9 protein-coding genes and 1 tRNA gene are annotated in these 12983 nt (G+C 68.2%); 6 read left to right on the top strand and 4 right to left on the bottom strand.

Features of this window, described 5'->3' with window-relative positions:
* Nucleotide 1 precedes the first annotated feature (1 nt).
* From MED01_RS33855 to MED01_RS36430, 3 genes are all read right to left on the bottom strand, one after another.
* Nucleotides 2-997: an AAA family ATPase gene (locus MED01_RS33855; protein WP_112583044.1), complete on the bottom strand. Its 996-nt coding sequence runs from the start codon at nucleotides 995-997 to the stop codon at nucleotides 2-4.
* A gap of 27 nt (nucleotides 998-1024) precedes the next feature.
* On the bottom strand, nucleotides 1025-3649 hold the full coding sequence (locus tag MED01_RS33850) for a fibronectin type III domain-containing protein (RefSeq protein WP_238672555.1): 2625 nt from the start codon (nucleotides 3647-3649) through the stop codon (nucleotides 1025-1027).
* A 193-nt stretch (nucleotides 3650-3842) separates the two neighbouring features.
* Nucleotides 3843-6803 (bottom strand): tetratricopeptide repeat protein, encoded by a 2961-nt coding sequence (locus tag MED01_RS36430; protein ID WP_274526653.1) that lies wholly within the window; start codon nucleotides 6801-6803, stop codon nucleotides 3843-3845.
* Between the two features lie 233 nt (nucleotides 6804-7036).
* On the opposite strand from MED01_RS36430, the gene MED01_RS33840 reads away from it, so the two are divergent.
* From MED01_RS33840 to MED01_RS33815, 6 genes are all read left to right on the top strand, one after another.
* Nucleotides 7037-7123 (top strand) — tRNA-Leu (locus MED01_RS33840).
* A 279-nt stretch (nucleotides 7124-7402) separates the two neighbouring features.
* Entirely contained in the window at nucleotides 7403-7729 is a 327-nt protein-coding gene (locus tag MED01_RS33835; protein WP_238672553.1) for an AbrB/MazE/SpoVT family DNA-binding domain-containing protein, read from the top strand.
* Nucleotides 7722-8741 carry a tyrosine-type recombinase/integrase gene (locus tag MED01_RS33830; protein ID WP_238672551.1) on the top strand — a complete coding sequence of 340 codons (1020 nt, stop codon included), beginning with the start codon at nucleotides 7722-7724 and terminating at the stop codon, nucleotides 8739-8741. The genes MED01_RS33835 and MED01_RS33830 overlap by 8 nt, the downstream gene beginning before the upstream one ends.
* A 492-nt stretch (nucleotides 8742-9233) precedes the next feature.
* Nucleotides 9234-10424 carry a phage exclusion protein Lit family protein gene (locus MED01_RS33825; RefSeq protein ID WP_238672550.1) on the top strand — a complete coding sequence of 397 codons (1191 nt, stop codon included), beginning with the start codon at nucleotides 9234-9236 and terminating at the stop codon, nucleotides 10422-10424.
* Nucleotides 10425-11475: 1051 nt separating this feature from the next.
* Nucleotides 11476-11757, top strand: a complete 282-nt coding sequence (locus MED01_RS33820; RefSeq protein WP_238672548.1) for a hypothetical protein — start codon at nucleotides 11476-11478, stop codon at nucleotides 11755-11757.
* A 227-nt stretch (nucleotides 11758-11984) separates the two neighbouring features.
* On the top strand, nucleotides 11985-12416 hold the full coding sequence (locus MED01_RS33815) for a class I SAM-dependent methyltransferase (RefSeq protein ID WP_238672547.1): 432 nt from the start codon (nucleotides 11985-11987) through the stop codon (nucleotides 12414-12416).
* Here MED01_RS33815 and MED01_RS33810 read toward each other — a convergent pair.
* Nucleotides 12331-12759 (bottom strand): helix-turn-helix domain-containing protein, encoded by a 429-nt coding sequence (locus tag MED01_RS33810; RefSeq protein ID WP_238672545.1) that lies wholly within the window; start codon nucleotides 12757-12759, stop codon nucleotides 12331-12333. The genes MED01_RS33815 and MED01_RS33810 overlap by 86 nt on opposite strands.
* Nucleotides 12760-12983 lie beyond the last annotated feature (224 nt).

Raw genomic sequence — 12983 nt, 5'->3', positions numbered from 1 at the left:
GTCAGCCCTGCACCGGAGCGGGTTGCCCCGACGGCAGCGGCACCGGCACCGAGGCGACGGCCTGGCGCAGCACCTCCGCGGGGGTCATCCCGCGCACCTGGGCGTCCGGGGTGAGCAGCAACCGGTGCGCGAACACCGCCTCGACGAGCGCCTTCAGATCCTCCGGCATGATCCAGCCCCGCCCGTCGATCAGCGCGTACGCGCACGCCGCCCGGGTCAACGCAATCACGCCCCGGGGGCTGACCCCGACGCGCACCTGCGGGTGGGTGCGGGTGGCCGCCGCCAACCGGACCGCGTACGCGTAGAGCGGCTCGGCGATGTGCACCCGGCGGGCCATCCGGACCATCTCCCCGACGGTGGCGGTGTCGGTGACCGGGGCGAGCGCCTCGGGGGAGCGCACTGTCGCGCCGCGCAGCACCTCCACCTCGACCGCCTCGTCCGGGTACCCGACGGAGAGCTTCACCAGGAACCGGTCCAACTGCGCCTCGGGCAGCCGGTAGGTGCCGTCCATCTCCACCGGGTTCTGCGTGGCCACCACCAGGAACGGCGACGGCACCGGGTGCCGGACCCCGTCCACAGTGACGGTCCGTTCCTCCATCACCTCCAGCAGCGCCGACTGGGTCTTCGGCGACGCCCGGTTGATCTCGTCGGCGATGACGATGTTGGCAAAGACCGGCCCCGGGTGGAACTCGAAGTCCCGGGTCGCCTGGTTGAAGATCGTCACGCCGGACACGTCCGAGGGGAGCAGGTCGGGCGTGAACTGGATGCGCCGCCACTCACCCTTCACAGTGGCGGCGATGGCCCGCGCCAGGGTCGTCTTACCGACCCCTGGCACGTCCTCCAGCAGCACATGACCCTGGGCGAAGAGCGCGGTCAGCGCCAACCGCACCACCTGCGGCTTGCCGAGCACCACCGCGTTGACGTTCTCGGCCAGCCGGGCGGCCAGGGCGGCGAAACCCTGCACCTCCGGTTGGGTGAGCGGCTCGTGGGTGTTCACTGTCGGTGGTGCTCCTCGCCTGGTGGTTCAGCAGGTGGGCAGGACGTTGATGTTGTCGCCGCCCTCCAGGTTGAGCCAGGCCCAGGGGATGTAGTTCTTCCCCTCGTAGTTCACCTGCACCCACCAGGTGCTGCGCTTGTCACTGTTGTAGATGTAGGCGTACACCTCTTCGCCCGACTTCTTGCAGTACGCCTGCAACCGGCGGCCCGGCTTCGCCCAGCCCACCTGCTTGTCGTTGTCCTGCCGGGCTACCGAGAAGATCTCATTACCGTTGCGGCCGCTCACGTCCCTGTCGCAGTAGGTCGACTCGGGCCCGGACGCTCCGTTGCGGCAGGTCGCGATCCCGAACAGCGGCTGGGTGGCCTGCGCCTTCTTCGCGGTGCCCTTACCGGCGGCGTTGCTCGCTGTCACAGTGAACCTGTAATTCGTGCCCGGCGTCAGGCCCGTCATCGTGATGCTGGAGCACGCCCCGGCCTTCGCCGCTTCGCCCGTCGTGGTCAGCGTGCAGGTGGCCTGCCCGCCACCGGCGTCCACTGTGAACGTGACAGTCGCCCCGGTCGCCGTCGACGACGAGCCGGTCACAGTGACGCGTGGCTCCGCCACCGTGCGGGCGGTGGCGGTGGCCTCCGGGCCCGGCCCCGCCTCGTTCACCGCCTTCACCTTCACCGTGACGTTCTGGCCGTTGCCCAGCCCGGTGACGGTCGTACGGGTGTCGGTCACCTCGCTGACCCGCCCACCGACGTCCACCAGGTACTTCGTCACCGGCCGACCGTTGGCCTCGGCCGGCGCCCACTGCACCGTCACCGCGCCCGGCTGGTTGGCGACAGTGCCGGCGCGCAGGTTGAGCGGTCGACTGGGCGCCGCGAAGGGCACCACGGTGTTGCTGACCGGGGACGCCGCCGACCCGGCGCCCTTGCTGTTGACAGCCACCACCGTGAACGCGTACTGGGTGCCGAACTCCAACTCACCGGCGGGCACCACCAGTTCCGTCTTCGTCGACTCGCCCGCCGGGGCGTTCGTCCCCGCCGAACTGGCAGTCACCGCGTACCTCGCGATGGTGTTGCCCTGCCCGTTCGCCGCCGGCCACTTGACCAGCACCGTGCCGTCCGGCCGTTCCTGCGCGGTGACGCTCGCGGGTGCATCGGGCACCGCGGCGGTCGGCGTCACCGGGTTGCTGTTGCGCGGCGGGCCGTCGCCCTTGGCGTTGACGGCGTGCACCGCGAAGCGGTACGTCTCGCCGTTGGTCAGACCCTTCACCTCCACAGCACGCTGGTTGGCGCCCACCTCCAGGCGCTGCCCGGCGCCCTGCACCACGTACTTGATGATCTCGGCGCCGTTGGCGGCGGCCGGCCGCCAACTCACCCGCGCCTGGGCGTTGCCGGCGGCTGCGGTGACGCCGCGCGGCGCGCTCGGCTTGCCCACCCGCGGCTTCTTCGGCGGAGGCGGCGGCGGGGGAACCGGCGGCGGGTCACCGCCGAGCACGTCGTTGGCGTACTTGTTGACCTCACGCACCTGGTGCTTGTCGTCCACGACCCGGGCGGTCGCCGCGTCGGGGGAGTTGATGAACAGATGGTTCTCCCGGACCTCCAACTCCAGCGGCCCGTTGGCCCGCCCGCGGATGGTCTCGACCAGCTGACCCGCCGCGTCGAAAGAGTAGATGGTGCCAGTGGCCTCGTCGGCGCAGTAGAAGCGGTTCGCCCAGGCCACCGCCGCGCTGAGCCGATCCCCCTCACCCGGCACCGTGAACGCGCTCTCCTGCCCACCGTCACCCACCAGCAGCACCCGCCGGTCGGCGGTCACCGTCACCGGCACCCGTGGACCGCTGGTGCGCGCGGGCAGCGCCGCCGGGCCGGACAGCGTCAACGCCGTCGGGTGCACCTCACCGCGCTGCACCCGCACCAGCTTCCCGGCCGTGCGGTCGAGCACCGCCACCCCGTCGTCCAGGGTGGAGACCACCAGCTCGTGGCTGGCGTCGGCGACGTCGTACGACTCGACCCGCTGCGGGCTGAGCCCGGCGCCCGCGGGCGCGGCCGAAGCCGGCGCGGACGGCAGCTTGGCGGCGGTGATCGCCGAGACAGTGCCCTGGCTGGGCACCGCGATCCAGAGTCGACCCTTACCGTCGAAGGTGCCGCCGGCGATGCCCGGCGGATAGCGAACCGGCTCGCCGACCGGGGTCAACGATCGCGGGTCGAGCTGGCGCACGATGCCCTGCACGGCGTCGACGACGAACGCCGAGTCCTCGTGCAGGGCCACACTGACGCCCAGGCCAGGGGTGGTCCGGGTGGTCGCGCTGAGCTGGAGGGTGGCCAGATCCAGTGAGCTGATCTGCCCGGTTTGAAGGTCCCGCAGGATCAGCAGCCGGTCGGTCTGGGTGATCTGCATCGGGTGCTGCCGGGCACCGGGGATCTCGGTGCGGGTGTCCACCCGGGCGGTGACCCCGTTGACCCGGGCCAGCTCGCTGCGCGCCGCGCTCCACAGCCAGGAACTCGCGTCGTAGTTGGCCACCGCGTTGTCCGCCGCACCCAACCCGAGGACTGTCAACCCCATGGCGGCCAGCAGCGCGGCCACCGTGCCGACGGTCACCAGCCCGCCGCGCAGCCGTGACCGGGAGCGGGGGGCCTCGGTCGGTACGGCGTCGTCGATGCTGGCCACAGCCGGCTGCCTCCCCTGAGTCGTGGCAGGTGGCGCGCCTTCCGGTGACCCCTGCCCTGAGCCGGGTGCCATCATATGGCGCTGGTGGTGGCGGGGGAACCCGCACCGTCACCCCTGTGGATACCGAGAGTGTGCGTTGTGGACCTCCAGCTCAGCCCGGTTTCCGCTCGCCTCGGCGCGGTTCCGGCTCGGCTCAGCGCGGCGACGGTCGGCCGGAGGGCTCCCCACTTGGTGTGGCTTGGCGCTCCCGCGCGGTGCAGACCTGCGCGGAAGTCGCAAAGCTGTCAGTGGAGTAGACCGCCAACACGGTGAAACAGTGATCCACTCGGGAGTTCAATCCGTTGACCGTGTAGCTGGTCCGGCCCGGGTCCACCGTGGCGATCACGCCCAGGGCCTGCCCGGTCCGCCCGGCGGCGACCATGAACGGCACCGCGCCACCGGTCGGGTCCGTCCAGGTCAACGTGATCGTGGCCGAATCGTCGCGCAACTTCAGGTCGCCCGGCGGAAGCCCGGCAGCCGTCGGCGCCGCCGCCGTCGGCGCGGTCCCGGCCGGCGGCGGATCGTCGCGGGTCAGCATCACCGCGCCCAGGCCCGCCACCGCCACGACGGCCACCCCGGCGGCCACGACCGCGCCGATCACCGCCGCCCGGTTGCGGCCCGTCGACCCACCATCATCGGTGTACGCCGCCCGGTACGCGTCCGGGACCGGGTGGTACTGCTGACCCGGGTACGGCGCCTGGTGCTGGTCGTGGGCCGGGTACGGGGCCTGGTATTGGTCGTGGGCCGGGTACGGCGCCTGGTGTTGGTCCTGGGTCGGGTACGGCGCCGGGGGTGGCTGGTGGTGGTACTGCTGGGCCGGCGGCGGTGCGGCCGGCGGCACCAGCGTCGGGTCCGCGCCGACGCCCGGTGACCAGACCGGCTGCGCGACGGGGCTCGACTGCCCGGCCATCGGGCTCGCCTGAGCGATGCTCGGGTGTGCCTGGGCGGCCGTGAAGTGCGTTTGCGCGACGACGGTGCCTGCCGGGGTGACCGTTGGAGCGGGCTGGGCCGCGGCTCGCCAGCCCAGACTGGCCTCGCCCGCAGCCGGGCTGCCATCCGCCGGAACTGACGGCAGCACCACGGTCTGGTCGGACATCGTGCTCGGGGCCCGCTGGGGCGGCACCACCGGGGCGTCGAGGATGCCCAGCCCGGAATCACCGTCCGCACCGGTGCCGCCCGCGTCCATCATGGTCTGCCCGCCGGGCGTGTGCTGCCCGACGGGCTTGCTCTGCCCAGGGGGCGTGTGCTGCCCAGCGGGCGTGTGCTGCCCAGCGGTGCCGGCCTCCGCAGCCGCCGTGGTCGGCGTAGGCGTCGTGGTCTGTGCGGGGGAGTCGGTGCCTGGAGTGGGCAGGGGCTGTGATGGGGCGCTGCTGCTCCAGGGTGGCGCGGTCAACCCCCAGGGCGGCACTGGTGGCGCGCTCACCGGAGGCGCGGAGACTGGTGGTCCGTACGGCGGCCCTGAGGCGGGCGGCCCGAAACCCGGCGGCGCGGACACCGGGTAGGTGTGCCCGGGTGGTCCGGACACGGGTTGGGCGTAGCCGGGTGGCGCGGACACGGGGTAGGTGTGCCCGGGTGGTCCGGACACGGGCTGGGCGTAGCCGGGTGGCGCGGACACGGGGTAGGTGTGCCCGGGTGGTCCGGACACGGGTTGAGCATGGCCGGGCGATGCGGGGCCGGGTGGTGCGGAGACCGGGTACGGCTGGGCCGGTGGTCCCGAGACCGGGTATGGCTGGGCCGGTGGTCCCGAGACCGGATACGGCTGGCTGGGGGGCGCGGAGATCGGAGGCGGGGTCACCGGCGGGGCGCCGATGGGCTGGGTCGGTGGTCCGCTCACCGGGTACGCCGGCCCCGGCTGGCCAAGGGTATGAGAGGGCCTGCCCGATGATGACGCCTCGGCGCCGGACACATTGTGCGATTCGCTCGGAGCGGTTGGCCGGTCGACGGCTCGGGCGGCTTCCTCGGCGAGCAGTGGCTCGATCTGCCGTACCTGGATCGTGGGGTTGTCCCAGCGAGGTGCCGGCACCGCCGGTGTCGTCGGCGGGGCGGTCGACGCCGGGGCAGTCGGGGTCGACGGCGGGGGCGGCACGTCGGCCACCGGCGGGGTCGCGTGGTCACCCACCCGTTGACGTGGTGCCACGGCCGGCCCGGACGGCGGTCGGTCTGGTGACCCCTGCGCGGCCGGCGTCGTCGGCGGGCCTTCAGCCCTCGGCCGGGGCACCGGACCCACCGCTGGCCGGGCCGGTCCGGACGGTTGCTCGTCGGGACGTTGACGGGGTGGCATCGCATTCGCCGGCCGTGGCGCGTCGGCGAGCGGGCGGGGCGGAGTCGCGGGTCTGGGTGGGGCTGTCGGCGGGCCGGGCTGCACTGGCGCGATCGAGACTGGCGCGATCGAGGAAGCTGCCGGCTGAACGGGCGTCGCCCGAGGGGCTGGGACCGGTGCCGGGGTGGCGTGGCCGGGCGACGTGGGTGTGGCTGGTGCGCGTACCGCTGGAGGGGTTTGTCGGGGTGCGGCCGGCGGTTGCGGCGCCCAGGGTGAGACGGCGGGCGGCGGGCCACCGGCGGAGGGCCGCATCGCGGCGAGGGTCGCCAGCGACAGGGTGGGGCCGGAGAGCGCCGACCGGGCACCGGGCTCGGTCACCGGGACCGGACCGGGTGTCGGCGTGGGGTGCTGCTCGCCCGACGTCGACGGGAGTGGGCCGAGGTAGTCGCGGGCTGCGCGTACCGCCGGGTGGTTCTCCCCCAGCGCGGCGGGACCGGCGGTGGCGACGCGGGTGTAGTTGCGGCGGGCCTCGTGCCGGTTGCCGAGTTCCTCCGCCACCTCCGCGAGCTCGAAGGCGAGCGCGAGCATCAGCGGGTCAGAGTGCTCCCAGCGCCGCTCGCCCGCCGCGAACGCCTCCTCCAACACCCGGCGGGCGGCGAGCGGATCGTCCCCCTCCCGGTGCAGCCGCGCCAGCAGATGCGCGGTGTGCAGCACCTCGGGATGGTCGGCACCGTACGGCGGGGGAGCGGATTCGACGGCCTCCGCGAGCAGTTGCCGGGCGGCGCTGAGATCGCCCGCGGCGCGCAGGGCGAGGGCTCGGTGCTGGGCGGCTGCCAGGGGGGAGGGATGGGACACGTGGCAATGCTGCCGTCACAGGGCCGCCGGACGCTACCCGGACACGCTCCGACGGTGTGCCGGAGTGGCCGTTTTGAGGCGGCTTGCGCAGCGGCGGAAGCGGCCCGGGGGAGGCGCCGGAAGGCAATGTGCATGATCCACGAGCGGCGTGTACAGTAACTCCCCGTGCGGCCCACAGTGCCAACCACCGGATGGAAAGATCATCTGGTCGGCAAGGTAGGCTGAACGTGCAGGTCCGGGTGGCGGAATGGCAGACGCGCTAGCTTGAGGTGCTAGTACCCGTATAGGGTGTGGGGGTTCAAGTCCCCCCTCGGACACCAGTACGTCTCATATGTGCGACGTAGACGTAGCGGTGGTCAAGGATGCTTGACCACCGCCGAAACCCATCAGACACTCCGTCTGGCACTACTCTCAGTGACCAGCGCCGGACGAACTCCGCGATGACGCGCGGCGGCTCGTCAGTGATTCCCGCCGTTGCTCTGCCCGGTCTGGCACCTGGCGTGCGCGTTGCTTCTGGCTCCCCCTCGGCGTCCATGAGGCGTCCTCCGCTACCACTTCCGAGTCTTGCCGCCACGCGAAGCAGCGCAGCTGTCTATGGTGTGGCGACGCTCGACTCGCGTGGTCGGATCGCCGACCGGTGCGCGATGAAGGAACTCCAGTGGACCCCCGGATTGCGACTGAGCATTCGGGAGCGTCGAGGGCTGATCGTCGTATCAGCTGACAAGCAAGGCGTCTTCAAGGTAACGAAGGAAGGCCACATCCGACTGCCGGCAGTGGTCCGTCAATGGTGCGGCCTCGCCGCCGGCGACCGCGTACTCATCGTGGCTGAACCAGCCAGCAACCGCCTGGTGGTTCATCCGCCTGCAAAGCTCGACGAGATGATCGGGCAGGCTCACGATGCGGTCTTCGGGGGCGAGCATGAGTGACGCATCGGCGAGTCAAGCTGAGGTGGCAGCGGCTCGGCTCCTTCTTGCTCGGATGGGCATCTCGCCTGCCGACCTTCTGGAGGCCGCCGTGGCTCGGCCTCCGTCGCCGACCTTCGCCGAATACGTTCCCGTGGTGGCGGCTGCGGTCTCGGAAGGTACGAAACGTGCCTATGGCTCCTACTGGAACCGTGTGGTGGAACACTGGGGGCAACGCAGGCTCGACGAGCCCACGCCGTCGGAAATTGAGAAGTTGGCGGAGTACGTCAAGGCGCACGTTGTGGCTCGGCGGAATGCCCGCGGAGGCCGAAGCGCGGCGGAGCATCTGATTGCCGCCTTGCGGTGTCTCTACAAAAGGGCAGTAGCCGATGGTTTCATCGCAGAGGCTGACAACCCTGCTTTGAAGGTGGCGAAGCCGCGGCGTCTACCAAGCACGCGTCGGGCGGTGGCGGACACGCGGCTGGCCGAGATAAACGAGGTTGCGGCCAGCACAGGCAACGATCCGGCCCTCGACACCTTGCTCTTGCGGCTGCACACCGAAACGGCGTGTCGGCGCGGTGGAGCTCTGGCGCTCCGTCCGGTTGACCTTGACCCGGACCAATGTTTGATTCTGCTGCGAGAGAAGGGGGACTCGGTGCGTTGGCAACCAGTTTCCCCCACGCTGATGAGATACCTGCAGCGCCATGCTGAGGAGCGGGGCGCGACGGCGGCGGGGCAGCTGCTGCGCTATCGGGACGGTGCGCCCATCACGCGCCGGCGTTACGACCATCTGTGGGTGCGCATCGGCGAGCACCTGCCGTGGGTCTACGTGCAACAGATCAGCACCCACTGGTTACGTCACACTACTTTGACATGGGTGGAAAGGAACTTTGGCTACGCTATCGCGCGAGCCTATGCTGGCCATTCGGAGAGCGGCGGCGACGCTGGCACTACAGCCACCTACGTGAAAGCAACACCGCAGGAAATCGCCGCTGCCGTGTCAGCGCTTACCAATGAGCCGCACCCTCTAGCCTAGTCATCTGGTGGGGCCCGGTCTTGCAGGGCCGGACCCCACCGTGGGATCTGTCGGCGGCATGGAGGTACAAGTTGGGACTCGACCGTTAGTTGGGCGTCCTAATGGAAGATCGCGCTCCAGACGGTACCCGAGTAGGTCGGTGCGTCGAGAGTTTCCGTCAACCGTTGCGAGGATATGGCGGTCATCGAGAGTTCTCCACCGACATGAGATCCCAAGCCTTCGTGCGCGTGCTCTGGCCGCAGCCTGGCATACCCGAACGATGGGCTCCTGGACTTCGGTGTACGTGAACTGAAAGTCGAATCCGGCCACGCCATATTCTTGCAGGCGTTCACTAGTGGAGGTGTCCGGGGAGGCATGCTGAGAGGTAAAACGGGCGCTTGCCGCAGCCTGGTAGGCGCACCCAGTGGGTAAACAGACATAAGAGGATTAGCTAGACTCGAACGCGTGTCGTTGTCTAGGTCCTATCAAGGATGGTCGGTAAGGTGATGCCTTGTGGCTACTCTGAAGAACTCTCGGGGCAAGTTCTTTCACGAACACAAAATGCCGCAGGAGTTGAACTTTTGGATTCATCTTTTCCGTTACGCGAATCGACCTCTCCCGGTCGACGATAATGTCCTAGAGCGGGCGTTGGAGTGGAGGCCGGACCGGTCGAACTGCCCACAGTTGACGATCACCATCGAGCAATTGATCGAATCGGTCCCCGGTGAGTGGCGAGCGCTGGCGAATAACCTCTTCGTGGGTAGAGTGCTTAAGGGTGACCTGAACGCGATGGCTTGGACTGAACGTAAGGCTGGGGTGATAGAAATCAATGTCCAGTATTCCTTCACCTTGAGCGCGTATGCCGCCGCCTACGATGAGTTCTTTCACAATCTCAAATCGTTCGTGGGGGATGTTGCGGCGAAGCGTCCTGGACTCGAATCTATGGTGCATGAACTCGACAAGCGATTCGCCGAGCCTTGGGAGCAGCTCGATACTGCGCGATCTGATTGGGCGGACAGGCGACTGTTGGTAGCTGCTAACCCTGTCGCCGCTCGCTGGGCCAAGGGTCGGGAGATGTTGCAGGAGGATATGGTCGACGCGGCCGAGTCTTTCGTAATCGCGCACGAGTTGGCTCACCACCTTCTGGGGCATACCGTCTCTCGACGAGACAAGCGAAAGGCCAAGGTTGCGGTTGACGAAGCGATCGAACAACTGGGTGCCTTTCACATGATGTCTCAGTTCAATCAGTCGCAACGCGAGGAACTTCAAGCCGATATTCTGGCCTATCTGATTGTTGCGCAGGCATTGGATGGCACGCCTCAATTTCCCGACATTTACAGGGCCGTGGCGGGGGCGACCCTTGCGCTAGTTACACATGCGCATGTCACTGACTCTTGGGTGGAACTTGATAGCGCCGCAACGCATCCGGACTTCACTGAACGGTTCAATTTTATTTACCGGTTGACGGAGATGCTTTCTAGTCATCGGTCAGCGGATAATCAGATCGAGCATCCTATGGCCTTTCTCGCTCAGCTCTCGACGTTCGCCGCAGTCGCGCTTAATACATGGGCAAGCCGGAACTTCCCTGAGCGTCAGAAGCCTGCGGGAGTGCTACACGCTGCTGATCACCTATTACGCCTCATGAACGAGGTCTATGGCAGGATCCCGCAGGCTCGCGCATCGACTCGGCAAATTGAAGCTTGAGCACTGCGTTCCCCCTGCTCTTGGACTGGCGGCCGTAGTCGGATTCGACCTGGTATGCCCGCTTCTGTCTGGTGCTGGATGGCTTGCGGACTGGGTCCCATTGGTCGCCGTGTCGGTCACTCCCACGGCGGTCTGCGTAGTGATGCTCGACTACGACTTCTGGCACGCCGTCGGAGACGGCTGACAATGATCTCGAAGAAGGTAAGACTCCGCAAGTCATTAGCGTCCGCCTTGGCGGTGTTCCGAACGACCGTTTCATCTGCTCAATGGAGCGGTGCGGACTTGCCGCAATCGGGATAAGAGCAGTAGCCATTGGCTCCTGGGGTGTAGGAGTGACTTGGGCGGGTGTTCGATGAGCTTCGCGCGGTGGGACGATGTTTGTTGTTTGGACCCAGTCCGGCAGCCGTACTAGATCTGTCCGGCTGCCGGACTAGCGGTGGTGCTGTGGCCGTACCAACCCCTGAGCCGGTGGGAACTCGAAGGCGATAGGCGGTTCGTGCTTTTCTGCGGCGAGCGTCTTCCACTTTTGGCCTGAACCGGATGACCCAGCCCAATTTCTCAAGTCGATTCAGCCAGACTCCGATCGTGGAGCGGGCCAAACCTGTCGCACGTTCCAGGTCTGTCAAGCTCGGCGAGAATTGCGGAGGGATCACTGCGGTTGCGGTATCGGTCCAGGTCAAGAGCGTCAGGATAAGGTGGCGCCCGGAAGGGCTAAGGCAACAGTCAGCGTCTCGAACTGCACGCTCTACGGCCCATCGATCTACCATGCAATACGCCCCTTCCGGCCGTGGCGTTACTGGTGGCTCTTGACGCCGTCTGGCGTCGGAGCCTCGTGACGCTAGCGATGAACCTCAGCTCTGGCCAGGCGTGCACCTGCTTGTCATGCGCCTTCGAGGTGTCGGCGGCGACGGTGACCTGCGGCTTTGGCGTACGTGGAGATGCGGCCACCATTGGTTGGTTCGGTTCGTGATTCGAGCAGGTTGACAACTGCAGACGGGTAGCCCGCAGTCGCCGCAGGCGCGCGGCGGGGCGTCGCGGTGCAGGCGAGGGCGTGGGATTGCCGGGCCAGATTGTTGCTGCGGGCGAGTCGGCCAGTTTGGGTTGGTTCGCCGCGCCGGTCGACAGGTGGGGGGACGATCTAGCCGCGATCGAGGTGGCCGGGCACGCCCGCCAGGCCCTCGCCGATGCCCGAGCGGCTGCGACCGGCGGCGGCACAACCGGCGTCGCGCCGGCCGTCGACGTGTTGGCGGCACTGCTCAATCAGGCGGGCTTCGCTCCCGGCGTCGCGACAGCCGACGAGGCCGCTCGCGCCGCGGAAGTGTCCACTGTCTAGGTGGCCACCCTGCGCTCCGCCCGCCCCTGGTGGCGCCGCCTGCTCTGGTCCGTGGACCCCACTCCCTTGCGCCGCGCCCGCCCCCCGGATGGGTAGGAGCGTGGCCTCGACACCGGCGAGCGGCTCCTCCTCCCCTGCGCGGGGGAATGCGGTCCCGTCGCCGGGGGCTGGTCCGTTCCTCATCGTTGAAGTACTTAAGGCCAACTGCCAAGCAGGGTGGAGCGCTGATGAACCCGCACTATGGCGGCTTTCTCGCCGACCACTACACCTGGATCTTCGGTGCGCCCTACATGACCCTCGTCGAGGAGCAGTTCGATGCTCTCCGTCGAGCGGGCGTCGCCGGCCCGAACGGCACCGGCCTCGCGGTCGACCTCGGCTGCGGCTCGGGTTTGCAGTCGGTCGCACTGGCCAGGATGGGTTATCCGAGCATCCTCGCGGTCGACAGCAGCGCCAAGCTCCTCGCCGAGTTGGAGCTGCACGCCGGTGACCATCCGACGATTCGCATCGTCCACGACGACCTGAGCCAGGTCGTGGCGAACATCCCTGTCGGCACGGCGTCCTGGGCAGCGAAGATCAGTGTGCGTCTCGCCGGGCTTGCTCGGCGGCGAGTTGGGCGGCCTCCCGCGCGGCTTGCTCCATCCTCAAAGTGCTTTGGATGATCGCGTCGATGCCTTCCTTTGCCCCGTCGGATAGTTGTTCGATGGAGCGCGTCATTACTTGTACCTTCGCGCTGACCGGCTCCGGGTCAAGGAAGTAGCCCGCACCGACGCCGAAGAACTCGGCCAAGGCTGTCAGCGTCGATGCCTTCGGATTGGCGTGTTCGCCGGTCCGTAGCCGTCGGAGGGTCTCCCCTGAGGTGCCGTATCCCTTGGCTTTGAGGGCTTCCGCCACCTCGGTGTCGTTGTAGGGACGGTTTGGGCGATGGTTCTTGTACAGCGACTGAAGCCGTTGGCTGATCAGCGCTGAGCCTGGCCCGCCTGGTGGCTCCTCGTTCTGTCCCATCGTGACCCCACAATCCAACTAAAGTTGGCCATACATCCAAGTTTGTGTGGAACCCTGCCGTGATCTGTGCTTGACTCTCAGTGCCCGATCCACACAAAGTTGGACTCGCGCCAACTTTGGTCGGTTGAGGGTAGCGCATCGGTCGGCCTCCACGGAGGGGTTGCGAGGCCCGCGATGCGTTCGTGAGGACGTGACGCCCTGTGGCGAAGCGGACTCCGATTTGG

This window comes from Micromonospora alfalfae, from assembly GCF_022230925.1.
Taxonomy (GTDB): Bacteria; Actinomycetota; Actinomycetes; order Mycobacteriales; family Micromonosporaceae; genus Micromonospora; species Micromonospora alfalfae.
This window is presented reverse-complemented; position numbering and strand designations above follow the sequence as displayed.